The organism is Aurantimonas aggregata (assembly GCF_010500835.1).
Classification (GTDB): domain Bacteria; phylum Pseudomonadota; class Alphaproteobacteria; order Rhizobiales; family Rhizobiaceae; genus Aurantimonas; species Aurantimonas aggregata.
In genome coordinates this window covers 72,905-97,747 of record NZ_JAAAMJ010000008.1, presented here as the reverse complement: position 1 = coordinate 97,747, position 24,843 = coordinate 72,905, and the positions used below count along the sequence as shown (strand labels likewise).

Sequence of the window (24,843 nt, the reverse complement as noted above, 5' to 3'; positions counted from 1 at the left end):
CTTCAGAACTCACCCGGCTTCAGGGAACGGCCGTCCGGCATGGCATCGCCGGACGCGCCGGCCGGGTTTCCGAAGGGCACGGTCGTGGCGCCCGTCTCGGCCTCCCGGTCATGGGCAAGCGCCCAATGCACCGTCGGAAACGCCAGATCGTCCCATGGAATGTCATCCCAGTCGAACAGCGCAACCTCGAGGCTTTCGGGCCCCGCCGAAAATTCCGGCACGGCCAGCCGCGCGCGGTAGATCAGCTGCACCTGGCTGATACGCGGCACAGAATAGACCGCCAGCAGCCGCTCGATGGCAAGCGTGGCGGTCGCCTCCTCCCGCGCCTCGCGCCGCGCCCCCTCCTCCGGGGTCTCGTTCAGCTCCAGATAGCCGGCCGGGATGGTCCAGAAGCCGCTTCGCGGCTCGATCGCCCGGCGGCAGAGAAGGATCCGCCCCTCGTGCCGGACCACCGAGCCGACGACGATCTTGGGGTTCTCGTAGGCGACGAAGCCGCAATTGTCGCAGACCTTGCGCGGCAGGTCGTCGCCCTCGGGGAGGCGCAGGGAGAAGGATGGCTGGTTCATGCTGGCAAACATGGTCCGCGATCGCCGTCCGGAAATGGCGACATCGGGTAGCGGAGGGCAGCTTTCGCGTCAGCTCGTCGGCGGCTTGCCGCGGGCATCTGGCGAAAGCGCCCGTTCCAGCGCCGGCAGCAGCCCACCGGCCACGGACTCGAGGGTGAACGGCCCGGTCTGCTTGAACAGGATCTCGCCGTCGGCGGCGACGAGGAAGCTCTCCGGTACGCCATAGACGCCCCAGTCGATCGTCGTCGTCCCGGTCTGGTCGACGCCGATCGCCGCATAGGGATTGCCGAGCGTGGCGAGGAAGCGCCGGGCATTCTCCGGCTTGTCCTTGTAGTTGATGGCGACGATGGCGAGGCGCGGATCCCGGGCAAGTTCCATCAGCAGCGGGTGCTCCTCGCGGCAGGGGCCACACCAGGAGGCGAAGACGTTGACCAGCACCGGCCTTCCGTCGCCGAATCCGGAAAGATCGAGACCGGGCATCGCCCGCCCGTCCGGGCCAGAGACGCCCTCGAGCGGCGGCAGCGTCGTCTGCGGCGCGGTCTTGCCGACCAGCACCGAGGGGATCTGCTGCGGGTCGTGGCCGGAAACCAGCTGGTAGAGGAACACCGACGCGAGCCCGCCGAACAGCAGCAGCGGCAGGAGCACGAAGACATTGCGCCGCGGCCGCGGCGTCGGGACGGTCGGCTCGGTCATGACGAGGTCTCCGGGCGTGCCGATGAGCGGCGGCGCACGCCCTTTTCCTCCAGCCCCGCGAGTGCCCGGCGCTGCGCCCGCGCGTCGAGCACGATCCACAGCGCCAGGCCTGCCAGGAGCAGCGCGGAGATCCCGTAGGCCGCGGCGATGAAGCCGAAATAGTCGTTCTGCATGCGAGCCTCAGGCCTCCGCGCGGCGGGCGGCGAGCCGCGACAGGGCGGCGACGCGCCGGCGCAGGATCTCGCTGCGCATCGCCGTCAGATGCAAGGCAAAGAACAAGAGCGTGAAGCCGAGCGCCGAGACGAGCAGCGGCGTCAGGAACACCGCCGGCATCGCCGGCCCGTCGGCGCGGATGACGCTGGCCGACTGGTGCAGCGTGTTCCACCAGTCCACCGAGAACTTAATGATCGGGATGTTGACGAAGCCGACGAGGACGAGGATCGCAGCGGCCCTGGCGCTCTTGCCGGGATCGTCGAGCGCCCGGGTCAGCGCGATCAGCCCGAGATACATCAGGAACAAGACGAAGACCGAGGTCAGCCGCGCGTCCCAGACCCACCAGGTGCCCCACATCGGCCGGCCCCAGATCGAGCCGGTGATCAGCGCCAGCGCGGTGAACACCGCGCCGATCGGCGCCGCCGCCTTGACCGCGACGTCGGCGAGCGGATGACGCCAGACCAGCGTGCCGAGCGCCGACAGGCTCATCACCGTCCAGACCATCATCGACAGCCACGCGAACGGCACGTGGATGAACATGATCTGCACCGTGGCGCCCTGCTGGTAGTCCGGCGGCGCCATGAAGCCGAGCGTCAGGCCGACGACCAGCGCGACCAGCGCCGCCGCATAGAGCCACGGCTGCAGCCGGCCCGACAGTTCGAGGAACCGGGTCGGGTTGGCGAGGATCGTGAAGCGCGACGGCTTGGTGGCGGAGAGGTCGGTCATGGTCCCGAGTTTAGGATGGTTCGAACCAAGCCGTAAACACCACGATTCCGGCCAAAGGAAGAACCGGCCGATCGTCGCGCTCAATCCCCGCCCGCCTTGAGCGCCGCGGCCGCCGCGATCGGGCCGAGCGCCCCGAAGAACAGCGTCAGGGCGACGAGGATCAGGAAGGGCGACAGGAACGGGTCCGGATCGTTTACCGCGCCATAGGTGGCCGAGACGCCGAAGATCAGCACCGGGATCGCCAGCGGCAGCACCAGCACGGACACCAGCAGCCCGCCGCGCGGCAGCGCCACGGCGACCGCCGCGCCGACGGCGCCGATGAAGGTGATGGCCGGCGTGCCGGCCAGCAGCGTCAGCGTGACGGCGCCGATGGCCGTCGGCTCCAGCGCCAGGAACAGGCCGAGCGCCGGCGCCGCCAGCACCAGCGGCAGGCCGGAGGCCGCCCACAGCGCCAGGCATTTGCCCAGCACCACCAGCGGCATCGGCGTCGGGCCGGTGAGCATCAGGTCGAGCGTGCCGTCCTCGCGGTCGGCTTGGAACAGCCGGTCGAGGGTCAGGAGGGTCGACAGCAGCGCCCCGATCCAGAGGATCGCCGGCCCGATCCGCGACAACAGGTTGAGGTCGGGGCCGACGCCGAACGGCACCGTCGCGACGACGGCGAGAAAGAAGATCACCGCCGTCATCGCGCCGCCACCGCCGGAGACCGCGAGCTTCAGGTCGCGCCAGAATACCGCCGTCACAGCCAGCCCTCGGCTGCGGCAAGGTCCGCATCGGCGATCGCCTGCCCCTTGTCCGTGAGATGTTCCGCCGGCGCCGGCACCATGCTCAGCTCGCGCGCCCCACCCAGCCCAAGCGGCTGGTGCGTCGCTGCGATGACGCTGCCGCCCGCATCGAGATGGCCCGCCATCAGTCCCGCGAAGCGCGCCTGCGAGGCGGTGTCGAGCGCCGCGGTCGGCTCGTCGAGGATCCACACCGGCCGGTGGGCGACGAGAAGCCGCGCCAGCGAGACGCGGCGCTGCTGGCCGGCCGAGAGATAGGCGAAGGGCAGATGCGCGAGGCCGGGCAGCCCCACTGATTCCAGCGCGGCGTCGGCCGAAAGCCCCGCCCCGCCGAGGAAGCGCGCCCAGAAGCCGAGATTGTCGGCGACGCTGACCGACGGCTTCATGGCGTTGCGATGGCCGACATAATGGGCGATCTCGGCGAGGCTCCGTGCCGGCTCGCCGTCCGGTGCCATCGCGCCGGCGACGGTGATTCGCCCGGCGAGCGGCCGCAGCAGCCCGGCCAGCGTGCGCAGCAGCGTCGACTTGCCGGCGCCGTTCGGGCCGGTGACGATCAGCGCCTCGCCGCCGCCAAGCGACAGATCCAGCGGGCCGGCGACCGCCGTGCTGCCGCGCCCGATGGTCAGGCCGGATACGGTGACGGCAAGGCCGCTCACGCGGCGCCGCCCGTCGTTTTAGCCCTTGCCGCCGGCTGCGGCCTCGTCGTGCCGCGCGTCCCCGCCCTGATCATCCGCCCTCGCATCCCCTCGCCGCGGCGGTCACGGCACAAATTCACCATCACCGTCCGACACGCCTTTATAGGCGTTACAAACTTCGTTATGAGGACGGCAACCACGCCAGCGACCGGAGTGGAATTTTTCAGCGCCGATCTCAAGGTTCCCGCCTGGCACCAGCGGAACCGGGGCGGACTAGCGGAAATGGTCGCACCCGCATCTTCGAGCGCTTTTCCGCTGCGCTCAAGGCCGTTCGCCCTTCGGACTCCATCCTGGTTCGAGAAGGAACGAAGCCACATGTCCAACGCATCCGACAGCTTCCATAGCCGCAAGACGCTCTCCGTCGAGGGCAAGGACTATGTCTACTACGATCTGCAGGAGGCCGAACGGAATGGCCTCGCCGGTGCCTCGCGGCTTCCCTTCTCGATGAAGGTGCTGCTCGAGAACCTGCTGCGCAACGAGGACGGCCGCACCGTGACGGCCGACGACATCCGCGCCGTCGCCAACTGGATCCACGACAAGGGCACCGCCGGCCACGAGATCGCCTACCGCCCGGCCCGCGTCCTGATGCAGGACTTCACCGGCGTTCCCGCCGTCGTCGACCTCGCCGCGATGCGCGACGCGACCACGCAGCTCGGCTCCGACCCCAAGAAGATCAATCCGCTGGTGCCGGTCGATCTCGTCATCGACCACTCGGTGATGGTCGACTTCTTCGGCCAGAAGGATTCCTTCGAGCGCAACGTCGACGCCGAATACGGCCGTAACGGCGAGCGCTACACCTTCCTGCGCTGGGGCTCGGAAGCCTTCGAGAATTTCCGCGTCGTGCCGCCCGGCACCGGCATCTGCCACCAGGTGAACCTGGAATATCTGGCGCAGACGGTCTGGACCAAGGAAGAGAACGGCGAGACCATCGCCTATCCGGACACGCTCGTCGGCACCGATTCGCACACCACCATGGTCAACGGCCTGTCGGTGCTCGGCTGGGGCGTCGGCGGCATCGAGGCCGAGGCGGCCATGCTCGGCCAGCCGATCTCCATGCTGATCCCCGAGGTCATCGGCTTCCGCCTCGGCGGCAAGCTGCCCGAGGGCACCACCGCGACCGACCTCGTGCTCACCGTCACCGAGATGCTGCGCAAGAAGAAGGTCGTCGGCAAGTTCGTCGAGTTCTTCGGCCCGGGCCTGTCGAACCTCACCCTTGAGGACCAGGCGACGATCGGCAACATGGCGCCGGAATACGGCGCCACCTGCGGCTTCTTCCCGATCGACAAGGACACGCTCGCCTATCTCGACGCGACCGGCCGCGACAAGCACCGCATCGCGCTGGTCGAGGCCTACGCCAAGGCGCAGGGCATGTTCCGCGAGGATGGCGTTGCCGATCCGGTCTTCACCGACACGCTGGAGCTCGACCTGTCGACGGTCGTGCCGTCGCTGGCCGGACCCAAGCGCCCGCAGGACCGCGTCGCGCTGACCGACGCCGCTTCGGCCTTCCGCACCGCCCTCGTCGAGCTGCAGGGCGGCCGCAAGAAGGCCTCCGACACGCAGAGCACCGCCGAGGCCCGCTACGTCGCCGAAGGCGCGACGGGGGCGTTCGACGCGCCGCCGGCCCGCCATCCGGTTTCAGGTGCCGACCACGGCATCTCCGACGGCGACGTCGTGATCGCGGCGATCACCTCCTGCACCAACACCTCGAACCCCAACGTCCTGGTCGCGGCCGGCCTCGTCGCCCGCAAGGCCCACGCCAAGGGCCTGACCGTAAAGCCCTGGGTGAAGACCTCGCTGGCACCCGGCAGCCAGGTGGTGACGGAATATCTCGAGAAGGCCGGCCTGCAGGCCGATCTCGACGCGATGGGCTTCAACCTCGTCGGCTATGGCTGCACCACCTGCATCGGCAATTCCGGCCCGCTGCCGGAGCCGATCTCCGAGGCCATCACCGAGAACGACCTCGTCGCCTGCTCGGTCCTGTCCGGCAACCGCAACTTCGAGGGCCGGGTGAACCCGGACGTGCGGGCGAACTATCTCGCCTCGCCGCCTCTGGTCGTCGCCTACGCCATCGCCGGCTCGATGTTCGTCGACATCACCAAGGAATCGCTCGGCAAGGACCACGACGGCAACGACGTGTTCCTCAAGGATATCTGGCCGACCACCCAGGAGATTGCCGAGATCGTCCGCGAGACGGTCACCCGGCAGATGTTCGAGGAGCGCTATGCCGACGTCTTCAAGGGCGACGCGCACTGGCAGAAGATCGCCGTGTCCGGCGGCCTGACCTATGACTGGGACGACCGCTCGACCTACGTGCAGAACCCGCCCTATTTCGAGGGCATGACCATGGATCCGGTGCCGGTCACCGACGTCCACGGCGCCCGCATCCTCAGCCTGTTCCTCGATTCGATCACCACCGACCACATCTCGCCGGCAGGTTCGATCAAGGCCAACGGGCCGGCCGGCGACTATCTCGTCAGCCACCAGGTCCGCCCGGTCGACTTCAACTCCTACGGCGCCCGCCGCGGCAACCATCAGGTGATGATGCGCGGCACCTTCGCCAATATCCGCATCAAGAACCAGATGCTGGACGGCATCGAGGGCGGCATGACCAGGCACTATCCCGACGGGGAGGTGATGCCGATCTACGATGCGGCGATGAAGTACCAGGAAGAAGGCGTGCCGCTGGTCGTCTTCGCCGGCAAGGAATACGGCACCGGCTCGTCGCGCGACTGGGCGGCCAAGGGCACCAACCTCCTCGGCGTGCGGGCGGTGATCGCCGAGAGCTTCGAGCGCATCCACCGCTCGAACCTCGTCGGCATGGGCGTCGTGCCCTTCGTCTTCGCCGAGGAAGGCACGTCCTGGAAGACGATCGGCATCAAGGGAGACGAGAAGGTGACGATCGAGGGCCTCGCCACCCTCAAGCCGCGCGAAGTGCTCGAAGCCAAGATCGAGCGCGCCGACGGCACGGTCGACAGCGTCCGGATCCAGGCCCGGATCGATACGCTGGACGAGCTCGAATACTACCGCAACGGCGGCATCCTGCATTACGTGCTCCGGCGCCTCGCCGCCTGAACGTCGATGGCGGCGCTCCCCGCGCCGCCCTGTGGCCGCCGGTCCCGAGCGACCGGCGGCGCGCTGCTTTCTCACCCGCAATTGACTGGAGGGTGTTCGCCTCCGTCGGTAGGTTCGCGTCCATGATGACAGCCGACGAGACAGCTCTGCGCCCGGACACCACGCGGGCGAGCGGCAAACTGCCGTGGCTCGCGTGAGCAGGATCGCCCCCGGGCGTTGTGCCCTCGCGTTCCTGGCGATGCTGCTCGCCGGCGGGGCGGCTCGCCCGGCCGTCGCCGGCGAGCCCATCGCCAAGCAGATCACCCACGTCATCGAGATGTTCACCAGCCAGGGCTGCTCGTCCTGCCCGCCGGCCGACGCGCTGCTGGCGAAACTCGCCGACGAGCCGGGCATCCTCGCCCTCGCCTATCATGTCGACTACTGGGACTATATCGGCTGGCGCGACACGTTCGGCTCGGCGGCCAACACCGATCGCCAGCGTGCCTATGCCAAGTCCTTCGACACGACGACGATCTACACGCCGCAGGCGGTGGTGAACGGCAAGGCCGCCGTCGTCGGCTCGCACGAGGCCAAGTTGCGCCGCCTGATCGACGGCGACGCGCTGTCCTCGCGGGCCTCGGCGGCGAAGATCGATCTGTCGGTCGTCGCCGACCGGCTGCACATCACCGCCAAGGGCGCGGCGGCAAGCCCCGGCGGCCAGACGCCGGTGCTGATGCTCGTTACCTTCGTCGACGAAGCGCCGGTCGCCATCGAGCGGGGCGAGAACAGCGGCCACACGCTGGCCAACACCCATGCGGTCAAGGACTGGCGGGTGCTGGGCATGTGGACCGGCGAGACGATGGAGATCGACCTGCCGCTGGTGACGCTGTTCGGTCCGGACACGCGGAAGGCCGGCTGCGCCGCCATCCTGCAGTCGGTGACGGCCGACGGCGCGCCCGGCCCGATTCTTGCCGCCGCCCAGCTGGAATTTCCCGCCGAATAGCCTTCTGCGGTGCTGCGAGGGCGGCGCCGGCTTGCCGCCGTCTTGCCGTGACGGGTGGACGCTTCCGGTTGCATCGCGTCGCCCGGCGCTTATCTTGGGAGAACCATGCGCGCCTTTCGGACGGCGCCGACAGATCGGACGAGGGGTCTCATCTTGCAGGATTTCAGGACGAACGGCGACGCGGCGGCGAATCTCCTAGCCTTCCCCGACAACCGTTCGCGAAGTCCCGTGGTCAGCTTCGATCGCGCCGAGCTGTCGCAGATCCTGCGCATCTACGGGCGCATGGTCTCCGCCGGCGAATGGCGCGACTACGCGATCGACATGCTGAAGGACCGGGCCGTCTTCTCGGTGTTCCGCCGCACCAGCGAGATGCCGCTCTACCGGATCGAGAAGAACCCCAAGCTCGCCCGCAAGCAGGGCGCCTACCAGGTCGTCGCGGCCGGCGGGCTGATCATGAAGCGCGGCCAGGATCTCGCCAATGTGCTGCAGGTCTTCGACAAGGCGCTGGCGCTCGCCGACAAGGCCTGAGCGCCGGTTCCGGTCTCACCCGCCGTACAGCGTTCCCGGGAACACCGTCTCGTCCGGCAGCGACGCGTTGCCGTCGCCGAGCTGCATCTGCATCTGTACGGTATCGATCCAGCGACCGAACTTGAAGCCCGAACCCTCGAACGTTCCGATCATGCGGAAGCCGGCGCGCCGGTGCACCCGGATCGAGGCTTCGTTGTCGGCCCCGCCGATCACCGCGACCATCTGGCGAAAGCCGCTTTCGCTGCAGAGCTCGACGAGCCGTGTCAGGAGATCCCGGCCGATGCCGCGTCCCCTGGCTTCGGGCGCGAGATAGATCGAGTCCTCCACCGACCAGCGATAGGCGGGCCTGTGCCGGAAGGCACTGGCATAGGCGTAGCCGAGCACAGTGCCGTGATGATCCTCGGCGACGATGAACGGGTAGCCGACGCCGGTGATCGCGGCGAAGCGGGCGCGCATCTCGTCGACATCCGGGGGCACCAGCTCGTAGGTGGCGGTGCCGTTGAGGACGGCTTCCTCGTAGATGTCGCGCAAGGCGGGGACATCGTCGGCGTGGGCGGGGCGGATCGTGTGGGCGCTCATCTGCAACTGCATCGAAAGAGGGGTCTGCCGCCGCGCGAAAGCGAGGCCACGGCAGACGATAAATTCGCCCGCCGGCTGCCGATGTTGCAGAAGCAGCGGCCAAAGAAAAGGGCGACCCGAGGGCCGCCCTTTCCGTCCGTCTCTGGCGTGAAGCCTATTCGCGGTTGCCGAACAGCTGCAGCATGAAGAGGAACATGTTCAGGAAGTCGAGATAGAGGCGCAGGGCACCCATCACGGCCTTGCGGCCCATGACGGCCGAGCCGTCACCCTCGTAGTACATTTCCTTGATCTGCTGGGTGTCGTAGGCGGTGAGGCCGGCGAACACCAGGACGCCGATCGCCGAGATGGCGAAGGTCAGCGCCGGCGAGGCGAGGAAGATGTTCACGACCATGGCGATGACCAGGCCGATCACGCCCATGAACAGGAACGAGCCCCAGGCCGAGATGTCCCGCTTGGTGGTGTAGCCCCAGAGCGACAGCGCGCCGAACGAGGCGGCCGTGATGAAGAACACCCGGGTGATCGACTCCTGCGTGTAGACGAGGAAGATCGTCGCGAGCGACAGGCCGACCATCGTGGCGTAGACCCAGAAGGTCGTCTGGGCTGCCGCGACGCTCATCTTGTGAACGCGGAACGACAGGAAGAACACCATCGCCAGCGGCGCCAGCATCAGCACCCACTTCAGCGGCGACACGAACACCGTATAGCCGAGATCCGTCAGATAGAGGTCCGGACGCACCTGGTAGGCGGTCGGCTCGACCGTGACGGACAGCGCATAGAGAGCATAGGCAGCAACGCCCGTGAGGGCGAGGCCGGCTGCCATCAGGTTGTACACCTTCAGCATGTAGGTGCGGAGACCCTGGTCGATGTCCGCCCTAGCACCGGCCGCGGGTACGGTCCGTACCCCGGGATTCCGATAGTCAGCCATTGAGTAGCAATCCTTTTCTGCGTGTCCCGTCCGGTGTCCACCGCTCTGGCCCGAAGGCTTCGCACGGTGAGGCGCCGCTGGCGGGACGCCCAGCGATCCTGAGGATAATATGCGGATCGACGTGCTTTTGCACAAGTCGCCGACGCCGCACTGCCGCAAAATAGAGCCCGATCGGGATTAATTCTGCGTTATCCGTCGCGGACATTGGCCGGCCCGCCGGACATTACCAATCAAGACTTACCATCAACCGGCCCGACGGCGCTCCGCATCACAGATTGCGAAGCACCGGCGCGGCCTTCTGGCCGAGGATGCGCCATGTGCCGGCGAGGCCGAAGCCGACGGTCAGCACCAGCGACACGACCAGGGTCGTGAGCGCGACGGTCCAGTCGAACACGTAAGGCAACTGCATGATCTGCGCGACCACGAACCAGGCGGCCAGCGCCCCGGCCGCGATGGCGAAGACGCCGGTGGCAAGGCCGAGCAGCAGGTATTCCGTCGCGAAGGCGCGGATCAGCGTCATGCGCGTCGCCCCCAGCGTCTTCAGCACCACCGCATCGTGGACGCGCCCGCGGTTGCCGGCGGCCAGCGCACCGGACAGCACCAGCACCGAGGCGACGAGCGCCACGGCGGCGGCGACGCGGATCGCCAGCGCCAGCTGCGCGATCAGGCCGTTAACCGCGTCCAGCGCCTCCTTGACCCGGACGCTGGTCACCGCCGGAAAGGCGTTGGTGACGCCGTTGAGCACCGACTTCTCGGCGGCCTCGCCGCCTTCGGGCATCGTCAGCGTGGCGAGCCAGGCATGCGGCGCCCCGGCAAAGGCGTTGGGCGAGAACACCATGACGAAATTGATCGACAGCGATTCCCATTCGACGCTGCGGAAGTTGGCAATGCGGGCGGTGATGTTGCGGCCGAGCACGTTGACCGTCAGCGTGTCGCCGACCGACAGGCCGAGTTCGCCGCCCTCTTCCGCCGAGAACGACACCAGCGGCTCGCCGTCGTAGTCCTCGGGCCACCATTCGCCAGCCGAGATCGTCGAGTTCTCCGGCAATGTCGCGGAATAGGTGATGCCGCGGTCGCCGCGCAGCACCCAGCCGCCTTCCGGCGGGATCTCCATCGTGGCGACATCCTGCTCGTTGAGGCGGGTGATCCGGCCGCGCAGCATCGGCGCGGCGTTCAGCGTCGAGCCCGGGGCGAGGGTCTCGATGGTATCGCGGAAGGCATCGACCTCGCCGTTCTGGATGTCGACGAAGAAGAAGTCCGGCGCCCGCGATGCGATGCCGGTACCGATCTCCTGGCGCAGATTATAGTCGATCGTCGCGAGCGTCACGAGCAGCGTCAGCCCGAGCCCCAGCGACAGGACGACCGAGCCGGTCAGCGAGCCCGGCCGGTGAATGTTGCCGAGGGCGAGCCGCAGCGGCGTCGAGCGCACGCGCGGCGCCCGCGCCGCCAGCCATTCGATGCCGGTCGCGACGAAGCGCAGGATCAGGAAGGCCGCGGCCGTGCCGATCAGGAAGACCAGTGCCACCCGCTTGTCGCCGGCCATGACAAGCGCCAGCACGCCGATCAGCGCGGCGAGGCCGAGCGCTGCCGCGAGATAGGTCCAGCGCATGCGGGTGAAGCCGGCGGTGCCGGCCTCGCGGAACAGCGCGGCCGCCGCGACGTCGCGGGTGCGCCCCAGCGGCAGCAGCGCGAAAGCCAGCGCCGTCAGCGCCCCGAACAGGGCCGCCAGCGCCAGATCGAGCGGATACACCGAGGCGCTCGCCGCGACCGGGACGACGGCTTCGAGGAACTGCGCCGTGACGAAGGGCGCGATGGCGCCCAGCAGCAGCCCGATCACGATACCGAGCGCTGCCAGCGTCATGATCTGGATGAGATAGACGGCGACGACGAAATTGCCGCCCGCCCCGAGGCTCTTGAAGGTGGCGATCACCGGCCGCTTGGAATCGAGATAGGCGTTCACGGCATTCGCCACCCCCACCCCGCCGACGATCAGCGCGGTCAGCCCGACCAGCGTCAGGAACTGCGAGAAGCGCTCGATATTGCGCTGGAGAGAAGGCGCCGCCTCGGCCGAGGTGCGGATGCTGAAGCCGGCATCGGGATACCGCTCGTTGGCAGCTTCCATTACCGCCTCGGCGTCGCCGGCGCGGTCCGGATTCAGCCGGACCTTGTACTGGTACTCGACCAGGCTGCCGGGCTGCACCAGCCCGCTCGCCGCAAGTCCGTCCAGCGACAGCATCAGCCGCGGCGCGAAGTTGAAACCGTCAGATAGGACATCCGGCTCCCGATCGAGGACGCCGCGCAGCACGATATCGGCATCGCCGAGCCGCACGATGGCGCCGGGCTCGATACCGAGGCGGTCGAACAGTTCCGGCGCGGCGATGGCGCCGAAGCGCCCGTCCTCTTCGCCGAGCAGCGTCGCCAGCGGCGCGTCGGGCGTCGTGTCGAGCGAGCCGTAGAGCGGATAGGCGCCGTCGACGGCCTTCACTTGGGTGAGCGACTGGTCGCTGCCGTCGGTCAGCCGCACCATCGACCGCAGGTCCGCCGACCGGGCTACCGTGCCCAGCCCCTCGAGATACTGCGCCTCTTCCGGCGTCACCTCCCGCTGTGTCAGCTCGAAGCGCAGGTCGCCGCCGAGAATGGTGCGGCCCTGCTCGGCGATGCCGGTGGTCATCATCGTCGCCACGGAATTGACCGCCGCGATCGCCGCGACGCCGAGCGTGATGCAGGCAAGGAAGATGTAGAAACCCGACAGGCCGCCGCGCATCTCGCGCAGGGCGAAGCGGAAGGCGAGCGCCAGCCGGCCGCGCCGGCCGACCGGCTCCGGCCGCACCCGGGCAGCGGCCGTGGCCGTATCCACCACGGTCATGCCGGCCGGCTTTCCAGCGTCTCTCCGAGGTGTGCCGACGCCATGCCCGAGCGCATGCGGTCATCGTGGATCTCGCCGGAGCGGACCGCGATCTCGCGTTCGCAGCGATGCGCGAGGTTCGGATCGTGGGTGACCAGCACCAGCGTCATGCCGCGCTTCTCGCGCTCGGCGAACAACAGGTCCGCCACCTGCCGGCCGGTCTCCTGATCGAGATTGCCCGTGGGCTCGTCGGCGATCAGGATCGCCGGCTCCGGCGCCAGCGCCCGCGCCATGGCGACGCGCTGCTGCTCGCCACCGGAAAGTTCGCCCGGATAATGCGCGATACGGTCGGCAAGGCCGACCTGGCCGAGCTCGCGTTCGGCCCGCTCGAACGCGTCGGGGTGGCCGGCCAGCTCCAGCGGCACCGCGACGTTTTCCAGCGCCGTCATGTTGGGTATGAGATGGAAGGACTGGAAGACGATGCCGACATTGCGGCCACGAAACGCAGCCAACTGGTCTTCGCTCAGCCCGACCAGCGACTGGCCGGCAATCTCGACCTCGCCCGCATCGGCCCGTTCCAGCCCGGCAAGCACCATCAGCAGCGTCGACTTGCCGGAGCCGGACGGCCCGACGATGCCGACCGACTCGCCACGCTCGACGAACAGATCGACGCCTTTCAGCACATGTACCGCGCTGCGCCCGGCCCCCAGGGTCAGATGAACGTTTCGTAATCGTACTGCCGGTTCCGTCAAGATCGCTCGTTCCTAGATCCGCCCCTCAAAGGGCCGCTTCCGGGGCTCGCGCTATATGGGGTGTGCAATGCAGCGCTTCCAACCGATCCTTGCCACCCTCACGCTGTTGTCATGGCTGGCGGTGCCGCTCGCCGCTTCCGCGCAACAGCCGGAATCGCCCGCTGGCCAGGAGACGATCGAGGTCGTGGCCTTCGGCGACAGCCTCGTCGCGGGCTACGGAGTCGGGCCCGACGAAGCTTTCCCGGCGCAGCTTGAGGCAGCGCTTCGCTCGGCAGGCTACGATGTTGCGGTGACGAATGCGGGGGTTTCGGGCGACACCACGACGGGCGGGCTCGCCCGGCTCGACTGGTCGGTGCCGGAAAGCGCCGATCTCGTCATCGTCGAATTCGGCGCCAACGACGCGCTGCGCGGCGTGTCGCCGCAGATCGCTGCGGACAATCTCGACCAGATCGTCGCGACGCTGAAGAAACGTGGCCAGAAGATGATCCTCGCCGGGATGATGGCGCCGCCGAACATGGGCCGCGACTATCAGGCCACGTTCGATACGATCTACCCGCGGCTTGCCGAGAAATACGACGTCGCGCTCTATCCGTTCTTTCTCGACGGCGTCGCGGCCGAAACCGCCCTGAACCAGGACGATGCGATGCATCCCAATCCGGCGGGCGTCGCGATCATCGTCGAGCGCATGCTGCCGACGGTCACCGCGAGCCTCGATGCAATCATCGCCCGGCGAGAGACGACGGATTGAGGCTTTCGGCCAGCCGCTGCAGCGGCCAGGTCACGAAATCAAACCCGTTGCGCCGCCAGTCGATCATCGCGAAGACGAAGGCTTCGCTTTCGTCGGCCCATTCCTCGGTGATGCTGGCGGCATCGGCGTAGGGGCGGCGAATTTCCGCCGTCACGTCGCCGGCGACGAAGCTGAGGTCGGCGCCGTGCTTGGCGGCGATCGCCTGCATCCGGCGGTTCTCGCGCAGGCAGGTCAGGAACAGCCGCCGCACGCCGCGATTGCGCGCCGACGCGATCAGCCGGCCGAAGAGACGGTCGCCGAAACCAAGGCCCTGAAACGCCTTCTCGATCGAAAAGGCGCCTTCGGCCTCGTTGCGGGAACCGATAAGATAGCGCAACTCCGCAACGCCGCGCAGCACGCCGTCGGCGAACAGGCCCATGATCAGCGCATCGGCGCCGAGTGCCAGCGCGGCGTAGCGCTCCAGGAAGTGATCGTTGACGGGATTGCCGAAGCGCAGCCGCCGCGCCTCGGCATCGAGGCGCATCAGATGCGCCAGCAGGAGATCACGCTCCTGGGGATGCAGGCGGCGGATCGACAGAGTGGGTGCGTCGTTGGCAGCTTTCGTCGCTGCGACGGCATCGCCGGGGATAGCCAGATACGACATGGGGTCGGCGCCTTCGTTTCGTCCTCCCCGGAGTGGGCCTCCCCATTCGCCACCGAAGATAATTGTGCATTGCGCAACGGACAACCGTGAATGCGCCGCTGCAGGGCTGCCCTGTCCTTGAAACATGGCTCCCGGGATGAGAGTCTTCCGGGGTGAAGGCAATGACGCACGGAAGGACCATCCGATGCCGAGACTGTTCACCGCCCTCGAAATCCCCCAGGCTCTCGCCTTCCCCTTGTCCCTGCTCCGCGGCGGCCTGCCGTCGGCGCGCTGGACCGACCCAGAGAACTATCACCTCACATTGCGCTTCATCGGCGACGTCGAGCCCCGCCTCGCCGACGAGATCGTCGCGGCGCTGGACCGGATCGAACGGCCGGGTTTTTCGATCGCGCTGCGCGGCCTTGCCGCTTTCGGCAGCAAGAAGCCCCGCTCGATCCACGCCGAAATCGAGGCTTCGCCGGCGCTGGCCGACCTGCAGCTCGAGATCGACCGGATCTGCCGCCGGCTCGGTCTGCCCGCCGACCAGCGCAAGTTTTCGCCGCATGTCACCCTGGCGCGGCTGCGCCAGCCCAAGCCCGAGGACGTCGCGCGCTATCTGGCAAGGAATGCCGGTTTCCGCACCCCGGCGATCAAGGTCGCCCGTTTCGGCCTGTTCTCGGCGCGCGATTCGGTCGGTGGCGGCCCCTATCTGCTCGAGGAAGCGTTTCCGCTCGGATCGACGCCCCGCGCCGACGAGGGATACAGTTCCTTCGCTTCGGGCGCGTTCGCCGGCCAGTATGGCTGACCTCGCCACTTGAGCCGGCGGCCGTCGCGATCCATCTAGCTGTCGACAGATGGCGGAGGAACTGATGGCGCGCGACATTCTCGATATCGACGCGGTACTGCAGCCGGGCACCGAAGAGGAGCAGGCGCGGCAGGAACAGCGGGTCCGCGCGTCGTTCTTCGACACCGCCCGCCGGGCGCTGCGTTACGTCCCCTTCATGGAGGACGTGATCGCCGCCTATTACTGCGCCATCGACCCAAAGACGCCCAGCGCCAGCCGCGGCGTGCTGCTGGCGGCGCTCGCCTATTTCGTGCTGCCGTTCGACATCATACCGGACTTCCTGTTCGGGATCGGGTTCACCGACGACATCGCGGTGATGTGGGCGGCGTTCCGAGCCGTGCGCGGCAACATCAAGCCGGAGCATTATGTGAAGGCACGTGAGACACTCGGGGAAATGTAGCCCTGACGGCTTCGGCGGCTGCCCTGCTTTTTTGCCCGCGAAAGGCGACCTTACGAGACCGTAACCTCCGTTGCCGTCCTGCCGCCAAACTGTCGCCCGATTTTGTCCCTCATTCAGCGATGGGTATCTTCCGGCTGTCCCGGCCGCATGTTTGCGACAGCGAACCCTTCCCGCAAAACGTCTTGCGGGCATTCGGCTTTCGTTAACCAAGGATAAACGGGCTTCGGTCTAGTTTGCCGGGACATTCGCCACCGGGACCGGCGCCGATATCGGCGCCGGCCGCGACCAATCGCCAATGACGCACGCACAAACGAGCGGGGAACCATGCAACTCAAGAACGTCCTGACGGCTACGGCGGCCATTCTGATCTTCTCGAGCGCCGCGGGCGCCGCACAGACCCCGACACGGATCAGCCAATTCAACGCCTGGGGCACCTATTCCTACGACGATTCCGCCGGGAAGGTCTGTTACATTTTGTCGACACCGACCGCGATGACCCCGGCCAGCGTCAACCACGGCGACATCTTCTTCCTGGTGTCGCAGAAGCCAGGCCAGGGCGTTTCCTACGAGCCGCAGGTGGTGATGGGCTATCCGCTGCGCGAAGGCTCGAAGGTCGTCGTCGACATCGACGGCAAGGACTATTCGATGTTCGTCAAGGGCGAGTCCGCCTGGATGGAGAACGCCGCCGAGGAGCCGCAGCTCGTAGCCGCCCTCAAGGCCGGCCGCAGCATGAAGGTCGACGCGACCTCGCAGCGCGGCACGGCAACCAGCTACACCTATTCGCTCGCCGGCGTGACCGCCGCGCTGAACTCGATCAACGAGTGCCGCTAGTCGACGCTTCTGCAGCGAAGAAGTGACGGCAACGCCGGGCCCGGGCCCGGCGTTTTGCTGCTCGAAGTGGCCTAAACCTTGCGAAACCGGCCGGAAAGCGTCATGTGACGGGATCATTCCCCTTGTGACGAGACTGGCCGGCAACCCGGCCGAGGAACCTATGGCCTTTTCGCTCGACCTCGCTTCGCCTGATACGCGGCCCCGCGTGCCTGCCGCGACGATCCCGGCAACGTCCGGCGAGAAGCCGTCGCTGATCGGCTTGGATCGCGAGAGCCTTGCCACGGCGCTGCGCTCGCTGGGCGTCCCTGAGCGGCAGATCCGGATGCGCGTCGCGCAGCTCTGGCACTGGCTCTATGTGCGCGGCGTCGCCGACTTCGGCCAGATGGCCAACATCGCCGGCACGCTCCGGCAGGCGCTGGATGCCGCGTACACGATCGCCCGGCCGGAAATCGTCGAGGAGCAGATTTCCGTCGACGGCACCCGCAAATGGCTGTTCCGCTTCCCCGCCCGCGGCGCCGGCCGGCCGGTCGAGATCGAGACCGTCTACATTCCCGAGGAAGGCCGCGGCACGCTCTGCGTCTCCAGCCAGGTCGGCTGCACCCTCACCTGCACCTTCTGCCACACCGGCACGCAGCGCCTGGTGCGCAACCTGACGCCGGACGAGATCGTCGGCCAGGTCATGGTCGCGCGCGACCGGCTCGGCGATTTTCCCGACGCCGCGACGCCGGAAGGCGGCATCCTGCCGTCGGAGGGGCGCCTCGTCTCCAATGTGGTGATGATGGGCATGGGCGAGCCGCTCTACAATTTCGACAATGTCCGCGCCGCATTGGCCGTCGTTTCCGACGGCGAGGGCCTCGCTTTGTCGAAGCGGCGCATCACGCTCTCGACGTCCGGCGTCGTGCCGATGATCGCGCCGACCGGCGAGGACATGGGCGTCGGCCTCGCCATCTCGCTGCATGCGGTCCGCGACGAATTGCGCGACGTGCTGGTGCCGATCAACAAGAAATACCCGCTGGCCCAGCTGCTGGAGGCCTGCCGCACCTATCCGGGCGTCTCCAATGCCCGCCGCATCACCTTCGAATACGTGATGCTGAAGGACGTCAACGACAGCCTCGTCGACGCGCGGGAGCTCGTCCGCCTGCTCCACGGCATTCCGGCCAAGATCAACCTCATCCCGTTCAACCCCTGGCCCGGCAGCGCCTACGAATGCTCCGACTGGGACCAGATCGAGCGCTTTGCCGAGGTGGTGAACCAGGCCGGCTACGCCTCGCCGATCCGCACCCCCCGCGGCCGCGACATCTTCGCCGCCTGTGGCCAGCTGAAGTCGGAATCGGAACGCATGAAGAAGGGCGACCGTATCGCCATGGAATCCGCCCCCGCGAGCGAACTCGCCGCCGGCTGACGATCGCCCGGCGCGCGGGAGCGTCATCTATTCTCGTCCGTCATGGCTCGCGCGGCGCCGCCGCTGAAGGTATTCGTCGTCGATGAGCACCGTCCTGCGCTTTCTCTTCGTGATTCCGTTCGGCTTCATCGCGGCCTGCCTGGTCGCGGCCTTCGCCATGCTCTGGCCGTTTCTCGAGCTTCCCTCGGGCCGCATCGGTGATCCGGTCTTCCTGTTCCACGCCACCGTTGCCTTCGGTGCCCAGTCCGCCCAGATCGGCTCGGTCGTCCTCCTGCCCTTCGCGCTGTTCGTGCTGGCAACGGAAATCTTCGCGCTCTCCTCGATCTTGCTTCATCTCGCCGCCGGGCTGCTCGGCGGCGTCGCGGTGCTGTTCGGCACCTACGGGCGCGACGTGCCGCATATGAGCGTCCAGACCGCGATCCTCGTCGCCTCGCTCTGTTTCGCCCTCGTCTACTGGATCATCGCCGGCCACCGCGCCGGGCGATGGCGCAGCAGTGAGACGCGGCCACTCCCCGCCCCCACCTCAGAAGGATAGGTCACTTGGCCAGACGCCCGCTCGACCCTCGCGAAGCCGCAGAGGCGATGTTCAAGCCGACAAAGCCGGTCGCCACCGGCCGCGTACGCGAAACGCCCGGCGCGATCCCGGCTGGCCGGGAGATGGTCTCGCTGCGGATCGACCGCGACGTGCTGGCGCATTTCCAGGACGACGGGCCGGGCTGGCAGGACCGGATGAATGCGGCGCTGCGCCAGGCCGCCGGGCTCTGAGCCTCCTGCGGACCGGACCTCGCAGTTCCTCCTGCTTCCCTTGCTGAAATCGTTCCTTGCGGCAGATTGGCGCCGATGATCACCGTTCACCACCTCAACAATTCCCGCTCCCAGCGCATCCTCTGGATGCTCGAAGAGCTTGGCGTGCCTTACGAAGTGAAGCGCTACGAGCGGGGCAAGGACATGCAGGCGCCGAAGGCGATGCGGCAGATCCATCCGCTCGGCAAGTCGCCGATCCTCACCGACGGCGAGCGCACCATCGCGGAGACCGGCGCCATCGTCGAATATATCCTTGAGCGCCACGGCGACGGCCGGCTGATGCCGCCGCCGGGCACCGAGGCTTACTGGCAGGCCCGGCATTTCCTGCATTATGCCGAGGGATCGGCGATGCCACCTCTGTTCCTGATGCTGGTGCTGCAGATGATCCCGGCCCGCGCGCCGATGCTCGTGCGCCCGATCCTCAGATCCGCGATGCAGAAGGTCGACACGCTGCTGGTTCTGCCGCAGCTCAAGCTGCATCTCGATCACTGGGAGCAGTCGCTGGGTGCCACCGGCTGGTTCGCCGGCCCGCAGATGTCCGTCGCCGACATCATGATGAGCTTTCCGGTCGAGGCCGCGGCCCAGCGTTTCGGCTACGAGGACCGGCCGCGCCTGCGCGAGTTCCTGCTGCGCATCCATGCGCGCCCTGCCTACCGCCAGGGGCTGAAGCGCGGCGGGCCCTACGCCTACGCCTGAGGCCGTAGCAGGCTCTGCCGCTTCAGCGGCCTTGGGTCAGCAGGATCTTGATGGCGAAAGCCGAGAAGACGCTGGCGAACAGCCAGTCGATGCCGCGCATCACCGCCGGCCGACGCTTCAGCGCCGCGGCGAAACGGTCGGCGGCCAGGATCACCGCGACCGCGATCGGGATCGCCAGGGCGATGAAGTAGACGCCCAGGAAGAACAGCTTGGCCGCAGCGTCCGGATCGCCCACCGAGACGAATTGCGGCAGGAACGTCACGAAGAACAGGATGATCTTCGGATTGAGAAGGTTGATGCCGAGCCCCGTCAACCAGTTCGCCGCGATGCTGTGGCGCCGGCCCCCGGCCCGCGCATCGAGCTGCAGGCGGGACCCCGAGCGGATCGCCTGGATCGCGAGATAGACCAGATAGGCCGCGCCGGCGAGCTTCAGCGCCAGGAACGCGTCCGGCGATGCGGCGATCAGCGCGGAAATGCCGAGAGCTGCAAGGCTGGTATGGATGAGGATGCCGGTCGTTGCGCCGAGCATGGCGGCAAGACCGGCCGCCCGCCCCTCCGATAGCGTTCGGCCGAGAAACAGCGTCATGTCCGGCCCCGGCGTGATGGTCAGGACGAGCCCAGCAAGCGTGAAGGCGAGGATCGTCGGAAGGTCGGGGATGAAATCCATGGTGTCGCTTCCTGCCAGCAGAACTGGCGATTCCTTATCTGCCCGCAAGACTTCCCACCAGAGGCGAACCGCCAGCCCGCCTGATGCCCGGCCGGGTCGGCTGGCTCGGCGCGATTGTCATCCGAACGATACCTGCCGATCATCTGCAGGTCATCGAGAGGCCCCAGACCTGCGACACAGCAGGCGGGGGAGTGGTTACATGATGGAGACGGGGCCGGGGCTTCGGGGCGGACGCGCTGGCAAGGCAAGCGGGCCGAATGGCACTCAGGGGCCTGGAGAATGCGGCAGACGGGTTCCGCGCCGGCGCGGCCGATCTGGTCAGGATGGCGGAGACGACCCCGGTCGGATTGCTGGCGCGGGTCCTGTTGGTCTTCAGCTTCCTGTTCATGGCGCTGCCCGGCATCGATCTCGCCGTCTCCAGCTGGTTCGCCGGCCCCCAGGGCGGCTTTCCCCTGGAAGCCGACCCGGCGCTAAACCTCCTGCGTTCGCTGAACGACGCCTTGATCCTGGCGCTGCTTGCCACCGCGACGATCAGCCTGGTGTCGGCCGCTGCCGACCGGCCCTCGCGCTGGCTGATGCGCCCGTACAAGGCGCTGTTCCTGTTCGCCGTCTTTGCCGTCGGCCCGGGCCTTGTCGTCAATCTCATCATGAAGGAGCTGTTCGGGCGGGCACGGCCGCGCGAGATCCTCGAATTTGGCGGCGACCTGCCGTTCTCCGCCCCCTGGCAGGTCGTTGGCGGTTGTGCCGGAAACTGCTCCTTCACCTCCGGCGAAGCCGCCTCCGCCGCGGCGATGCTGGCCGTCGGCCTCCTTGTCGCCAGGCCTTGGCGTCCGGTCGTGTTGGCCGCGATCGCCCTGCCGGCCGCGGCGATCTCGCTGAACCGCATCGCCTTCGGCGGGCATTTTCTCTCGGACGTCGTATTGTCGTGGCTGATCGTCGCGATCGTCATGCTGCTGATCTGGCCGGTCTTCGCCGCTGCCGCGCCAGTGATCGACAAAAGGGTGACCGGATCTGGCTTGGAGGCATGGCGGATCGCCAAAGCGCGCTTCGGAGCCGTCCGGCGACCGGTATCTGCAGCGAGCGACGTAAGCCCGGCCTGAGCCTTCTGGCTGCCGACTAGGCGAACGACCTGTCCCGCCCGGCTGTGTTCCCGGCCATCTCTTGCTATAGAGCCCGCAACGCACTCTCGTGGGACAACAGCATGGTACAGCATCGCGACGTCAAGAAGGTCGTGCTCGCCTATTCGGGCGGCCTCGACACCTCGATCATCCTGAAATGGCTGCAGACCGAATACGGCGCCGAGGTGGTCACCTTCACCGCCGATCTCGGCCAGGGCGAGGAACTGGAGCCGGCCCGCAAGAAGGCCGAGATGATGGGGGTCAAGGAGATCTACATCGACGACGTCCGCGAGGAGTTCTGCCGCGACTTCGTGTTCCCGATGTTCCGCGCCAACGCCGTCTACGAAGGCACCTACCTGCTCGGCACCTCGATCGCCCGGCCGCTGATCTCCAAGCGCCTCGTCGAGATTGCTCACGAGACCGGCGCCGACGCCATCGCCCACGGCGCCACCGGCAAGGGCAACGACCAGGTGCGGTTCGAGTTGTCGGCCTACGCGCTCGACCCCGACATCAAGGTGATCGCGCCCTGGCGCGAATGGGAGTTCAAGTCCCGCACCGACCTCGTCGACTTCGCCGAGAAGAACCAGATCCTCGTCTCCAAGGACAAGCGCGGCGAGGCGCCGTTCTCGGTCGACGCGAACCTCCTGCACTCGTCCTCCGAGGGCAAGGTGCTCGAGGACCCGAACGTTGCGCCGCCGCCTTACGTCTTCCAGCGATCCGTCAGCCCCGAGGACGCGCCGGACAAGGCGACGACGATCACCATCGGCTTTGCCAAGGGCGACCCGGTCTCGATCGACGGCAAGTCGATGAAGCCGCATGAGCTGCTGGCCGCGCTGAACGATCTCGGGCGCGACAACGGCATCGGCCGGCTGGATCTCGTCGAGAACCGCTTCGTCGGCATGAAGTCGCGCGGCATCTACGAGACGCCGGGCGGCACCATCCTGCTGGTCGCCCACCGCGCCATCGAGTCGATCACGCTCGACCGCGGCGCCGGCCACCTCAAGGACGAGCTGATGCCGCGCTATGCGGAGCTGATCTACAACGGCTTCTGGTTCTCGCCCGAGCGCGAGATGCTGCAGGCGGCGATCGACCACAGCCAGCAGCATGTCGAGGGCACGGTGACGCTGAAGCTCTACAAGGGCAATGTCATCGTCGAGGGCCGGGCTTCGCCGAAATCGCTCTATTCCGACGAACTGGTCACCTTCGAGGACGACCACGGCGCCTATGATCAGAAGGACGCCGCCGGCTTCATCCGCCTGAACGCCCTGCGCCTGCGGACGCTGGCCAAGCGCGACGTGCGGTAGTCACCAACCGCGTCCACAGTCGCGGTATCACTCAAACGAAAAGGCCCGGCCGATCGCTCCGCCGGGCCTTTTTCATGTCGGTTGCTGAGGCCGCAGCCTATTCCGCTGGCACGGCCGAGCCGGTCGCGACCTTCTGGCGGCCCTTGTTGAAGGCCATCGCGGCGATCACCGCGACCAGCCACACCACCGCCAGGATCGCCCAGAACCCGCCATAGATCAGGGCCATGCCGATCAGGCCTGCCTGAACGACGTAATAGGTCATCGGGATCAGCGTCATGCGGATCACCTCGCCCTCGCGGTCGGTCAGCCCGACCACCGCCGAAGCCGCGACAACGTTGTGGACGCAGATCATGTTGCCGGCGGCACCGCCCACGGCCTGCAGCGTCACGACGATCATCGCGCCCGCAGCCCCGAGGCCGATCTGCTCGGCGGCGGAGAACTGGAACAGTGAGAACATCATGTTCGACACGGTGTTCGAGCCGGCGATGAAGGCGCCGAGCGCGCCGAGCAGCGGCGAGAACAGCGGCCAGGCCGAGCCCGCGACGCTGGAGACGCCCTCGGCCAGCACCAGCGGCATCGACTCCATCGGCCCGCGGCCGGTGTTGAGGAACACCTGCACCATCGGCACCGCAAGCAGCAGCGCCGGGGCCGCGGCGACCATGGTCTTCGCCGAACCTGCCCAGGCCCGTGCATAGGCCTTGCCGCTCATCCTGAAGATCAGCACCGACAGCAGCGATGCGATGATCAGCACCGTTCCCGGCGAATAGAGCAGCTGCGCCGTGGCGTTGATCCCCGAGCCGAACATGTCGTTGAAGGCGAGCGTCGCCTCCGGCGAGGTCAGCGCCGCCTTCAGCGGGGCGATCACGCGGGTGAGCACCAGGAGGATCGCGATGATCAGATACGGCGACCAGGCCCGTAGCAGCGAGATCTGTGCGCTGCCGTCCCGCGCCGCGATGACCTCCTCGGCCTCTGCCGCCTTCAGCGTGCCGAACCAGTGGCTGTTCCAGCCGGCGCGCTCGGGAAACTCGAAGCGGTCCGTTGGCAGCAGGAAGCCGCGGCGGGCGGCGGGCACGACGATCAACAGGCCGATCAGGCCGCCGAGCAGCGACGGGAATTCCGGGCCGAGCAGCCAGGCCACGAGATAATACGGGACCGTGAAGGCCAGGCCGGCGAACAGGGCGAACTTCCAGACCCGGAAGCCCTCCATGAACGAGCGGTTGGCGCCGAAGAAGCGGGTCAGCATGCCGACCATGATCAGCGGGATGACGAAGCCGACAAGGGCATGCACCATCGCGACATTGGCGGCGACGGCATAGACATAGTCGATGAGCGACATCGGGGCGATCGACGCCAGCACGCCCTCGTTGCCGCCGAGGCCGGTGTTGACGCCGACGAGCATCGGCGTGCCGACGGCACCGAACGACACCGGCGTCGACTGGATGATCAGCGTCACCAGAACGGCGGCCATCGCCGGGAAGCCGATCGCCACCAGCAGCGGCGCCGCGACGGCGGCAGGCGTTCCGAAGCCGGACGCGCCCTCGATCATCGAGCCGAACAGCCAGGCGATGATGATCGCCTGGATGCGCCGGTCCGGCGAGAGTTCGGTGAAGCCGCGGCGGATGGCACGGATCGCGCCGCTCTCGTGCACGGTCTGCAGGACGAGGATGGCGCCAAAGATGATGAAGAGGAGCGTGAGGGCGGTGACGAGGCCGTTGATCGTGGCGCCGGCGACGGTGCCGACGGCCTGGTCCCAGACGGTCAGGGCGAGCGCCGCGGTTGCCAGATAGGCGACCAGCATCGCCAGTTTCGCCGATCGCCGCATGACCACGAGCAGCAGAAAGACGATCGCGATCGGCAGCAGCGCCATCGCGAACAGGAAACCAGAGCCCATCACAAACCTCCCAGAATGTTCCTCACCTGGTTTCCTAGTTTCCGGTCGGCGGTTTCAATGCAAGCCTGATTGTTCACATTACGGATCAATCTGCGTTCATACCCTTTGTGAAACGCGGGTTTCGACGCCACGTAAGACCAAAGTTCAACCATCGAAGGCCG

The 24,843-nt window shown here is 67.5% G+C and carries 25 protein-coding genes and 1 pseudogene; 13 read left to right on the top strand and 13 right to left on the bottom strand.

From position 1 onward, the window contains the following. Positions 1 to 2 precede the first annotated feature (2 nt). The 6 genes and pseudogenes from GTW51_RS12380 to ccmA all read right to left on the bottom strand — a co-directional run. Complete coding sequence (locus GTW51_RS12380; RefSeq protein ID WP_163044242.1) at positions 3 to 566, bottom strand: NUDIX hydrolase; 564 nt, start codon at positions 564 to 566, stop codon at positions 3 to 5. Positions 567 to 635: 69 nt separating this feature from the next. After that, positions 636 to 1,259, bottom strand: a complete 624-nt coding sequence (locus GTW51_RS12375; RefSeq protein ID WP_163044241.1) for a DsbE family thiol:disulfide interchange protein — start codon at positions 1,257 to 1,259, stop codon at positions 636 to 638. Then, positions 1,256 to 1,432 (bottom strand): heme exporter protein CcmD, encoded by a 177-nt coding sequence (gene ccmD / locus GTW51_RS12370; RefSeq protein ID WP_163044240.1) that lies wholly within the window; start codon positions 1,430 to 1,432, stop codon positions 1,256 to 1,258. The genes GTW51_RS12375 and ccmD overlap by 4 nt, the downstream gene beginning before the upstream one ends. A 7-nt stretch (positions 1,433 to 1,439) precedes the next feature. Further along, entirely contained in the window at positions 1,440 to 2,198 is a 759-nt protein-coding gene (locus tag GTW51_RS12365) for a heme ABC transporter permease (RefSeq protein ID WP_163044239.1), read from the bottom strand. 80 nt (positions 2,199 to 2,278) lie between these two features. Then, positions 2,279 to 2,938 (bottom strand): heme exporter protein CcmB, encoded by a 660-nt coding sequence (gene ccmB / locus GTW51_RS12360; RefSeq protein ID WP_163044238.1) that lies wholly within the window; start codon positions 2,936 to 2,938, stop codon positions 2,279 to 2,281. Further along, positions 2,935 to 3,576, bottom strand: a pseudogene (ccmA, locus tag GTW51_RS12355) (heme ABC exporter ATP-binding protein CcmA); the annotation flags it as partial. The gene ccmB and the pseudogene ccmA, both read right to left, overlap by 4 nt. Positions 3,577 to 3,987: 411 nt before the next feature. On the opposite strand from ccmA, the gene acnA reads away from it, so the two are divergent. The 3 genes from acnA (at position 3,988) to GTW51_RS12340 (ending at position 8,254) form a co-directional block, all read left to right on the top strand. Next, the gene (acnA, locus tag GTW51_RS12350; RefSeq protein WP_163044236.1) at positions 3,988 to 6,744 is read left to right on the top strand and encodes an aconitate hydratase AcnA; all 2,757 of its coding nucleotides are present in this window, start codon (positions 3,988 to 3,990) and stop codon (positions 6,742 to 6,744) included. Between the two features lie 193 nt (positions 6,745 to 6,937). After that, entirely contained in the window at positions 6,938 to 7,726 is a 789-nt protein-coding gene (locus GTW51_RS12345) for a DUF1223 domain-containing protein (RefSeq protein ID WP_163044235.1), read from the top strand. A gap of 153 nt (positions 7,727 to 7,879) precedes the next feature. Continuing rightward, a complete protein-coding gene (locus tag GTW51_RS12340) occupies positions 7,880 to 8,254 on the top strand; it encodes a DUF2794 domain-containing protein (RefSeq protein WP_246233042.1) in 375 nt (124 codons plus the stop codon). Positions 8,255 to 8,269: 15 nt separating this feature from the next. Here the strand turns inward: GTW51_RS12340 and GTW51_RS12335 are convergent, their stop codons facing one another. From GTW51_RS12335 to GTW51_RS12320, 4 genes are all read right to left on the bottom strand, one after another. Then, entirely contained in the window at positions 8,270 to 8,833 is a 564-nt protein-coding gene (locus tag GTW51_RS12335; protein WP_163044233.1) for a GNAT family N-acetyltransferase, read from the bottom strand. Positions 8,834 to 8,987: 154 nt separating this feature from the next. Beyond that, on the bottom strand, positions 8,988 to 9,758 hold the full coding sequence (locus GTW51_RS12330; protein WP_163044232.1) for a Bax inhibitor-1/YccA family protein: 771 nt from the start codon (positions 9,756 to 9,758) through the stop codon (positions 8,988 to 8,990). 268 nt (positions 9,759 to 10,026) lie between these two features. Beyond that, the gene (locus tag GTW51_RS12325; protein WP_163044231.1) at positions 10,027 to 12,624 is read right to left on the bottom strand and encodes an ABC transporter permease; all 2,598 of its coding nucleotides are present in this window, start codon (positions 12,622 to 12,624) and stop codon (positions 10,027 to 10,029) included. Next, on the bottom strand, positions 12,621 to 13,355 hold the full coding sequence (locus GTW51_RS12320; RefSeq protein WP_163044230.1) for an ABC transporter ATP-binding protein: 735 nt from the start codon (positions 13,353 to 13,355) through the stop codon (positions 12,621 to 12,623). Before GTW51_RS12320 ends, GTW51_RS12325 begins: the two co-directional genes overlap by 4 nt. 67 nt (positions 13,356 to 13,422) lie before the next feature. Here GTW51_RS12320 and GTW51_RS12315 point away from each other — a divergent pair, with 67 nt between their 5' ends. Further along, a complete protein-coding gene (locus tag GTW51_RS12315; protein ID WP_246233040.1) occupies positions 13,423 to 14,103 on the top strand; it encodes an arylesterase in 681 nt (226 codons plus the stop codon). On the opposite strand, the gene GTW51_RS12310 is transcribed toward GTW51_RS12315, so the two are convergent. Continuing rightward, a complete protein-coding gene (locus tag GTW51_RS12310; protein WP_163044228.1) occupies positions 14,075 to 14,746 on the bottom strand; it encodes a GNAT family N-acetyltransferase in 672 nt (223 codons plus the stop codon). The genes GTW51_RS12315 and GTW51_RS12310 overlap by 29 nt on opposite strands. 184 nt (positions 14,747 to 14,930) lie before the next feature. On the opposite strand from GTW51_RS12310, the gene thpR reads away from it, so the two are divergent. The 7 genes from thpR to GTW51_RS12275 all read left to right on the top strand — a co-directional run bounded on the left by thpR (position 14,931) and on the right by GTW51_RS12275 (position 19,702). Then, a complete protein-coding gene (gene thpR, locus GTW51_RS12305) occupies positions 14,931 to 15,530 on the top strand; it encodes an RNA 2',3'-cyclic phosphodiesterase (protein ID WP_163044227.1) in 600 nt (199 codons plus the stop codon). 64 nt (positions 15,531 to 15,594) lie between these two features. Next, a complete protein-coding gene (locus tag GTW51_RS12300) occupies positions 15,595 to 15,969 on the top strand; it encodes a YkvA family protein (RefSeq protein WP_163044226.1) in 375 nt (124 codons plus the stop codon). A gap of 324 nt (positions 15,970 to 16,293) precedes the next feature. Next, positions 16,294 to 16,800 carry an invasion associated locus B family protein gene (locus GTW51_RS12295; protein ID WP_163044225.1) on the top strand — a complete coding sequence of 169 codons (507 nt, stop codon included), beginning with the start codon at positions 16,294 to 16,296 and terminating at the stop codon, positions 16,798 to 16,800. Between the two features lie 160 nt (positions 16,801 to 16,960). Beyond that, positions 16,961 to 18,202: a dual-specificity RNA methyltransferase RlmN gene (gene rlmN / locus GTW51_RS12290; RefSeq protein WP_163044299.1), complete on the top strand. Its 1,242-nt coding sequence runs from the start codon at positions 16,961 to 16,963 to the stop codon at positions 18,200 to 18,202. A gap of 82 nt (positions 18,203 to 18,284) precedes the next feature. Continuing rightward, entirely contained in the window at positions 18,285 to 18,737 is a 453-nt protein-coding gene (locus GTW51_RS12285) for a hypothetical protein (RefSeq protein ID WP_163044224.1), read from the top strand. A gap of 47 nt (positions 18,738 to 18,784) precedes the next feature. Next, complete coding sequence (locus tag GTW51_RS12280; RefSeq protein ID WP_163044298.1) at positions 18,785 to 18,967, top strand: BrnA antitoxin family protein; 183 nt, start codon at positions 18,785 to 18,787, stop codon at positions 18,965 to 18,967. 75 nt (positions 18,968 to 19,042) lie between these two features. Then, positions 19,043 to 19,702, top strand: a complete 660-nt coding sequence (locus GTW51_RS12275) for a glutathione S-transferase family protein (protein ID WP_163044223.1) — start codon at positions 19,043 to 19,045, stop codon at positions 19,700 to 19,702. 22 nt (positions 19,703 to 19,724) lie between these two features. Here GTW51_RS12275 and GTW51_RS12270 read toward each other — a convergent pair whose 3' ends face one another. Continuing rightward, complete coding sequence (locus tag GTW51_RS12270; protein WP_163044222.1) at positions 19,725 to 20,369, bottom strand: LysE family translocator; 645 nt, start codon at positions 20,367 to 20,369, stop codon at positions 19,725 to 19,727. Between the two features lie 257 nt (positions 20,370 to 20,626). On the opposite strand from GTW51_RS12270, the gene GTW51_RS12265 reads away from it, so the two are divergent. Further along, positions 20,627 to 21,469: a phosphatase PAP2 family protein gene (locus GTW51_RS12265; protein WP_163044221.1), complete on the top strand. Its 843-nt coding sequence runs from the start codon at positions 20,627 to 20,629 to the stop codon at positions 21,467 to 21,469. A 101-nt stretch (positions 21,470 to 21,570) separates the two neighbouring features. After that, complete coding sequence (locus GTW51_RS12260) at positions 21,571 to 22,791, top strand: argininosuccinate synthase (RefSeq protein WP_163044220.1); 1,221 nt, start codon at positions 21,571 to 21,573, stop codon at positions 22,789 to 22,791. Positions 22,792 to 22,888: 97 nt separating this feature from the next. Here GTW51_RS12260 and GTW51_RS12255 read toward each other — a convergent pair whose 3' ends face one another. After that, positions 22,889 to 24,682 carry an L-lactate permease gene (locus GTW51_RS12255; RefSeq protein WP_163044219.1) on the bottom strand — a complete coding sequence of 598 codons (1,794 nt, stop codon included), beginning with the start codon at positions 24,680 to 24,682 and terminating at the stop codon, positions 22,889 to 22,891. Positions 24,683 to 24,843 lie beyond the last annotated feature (161 nt).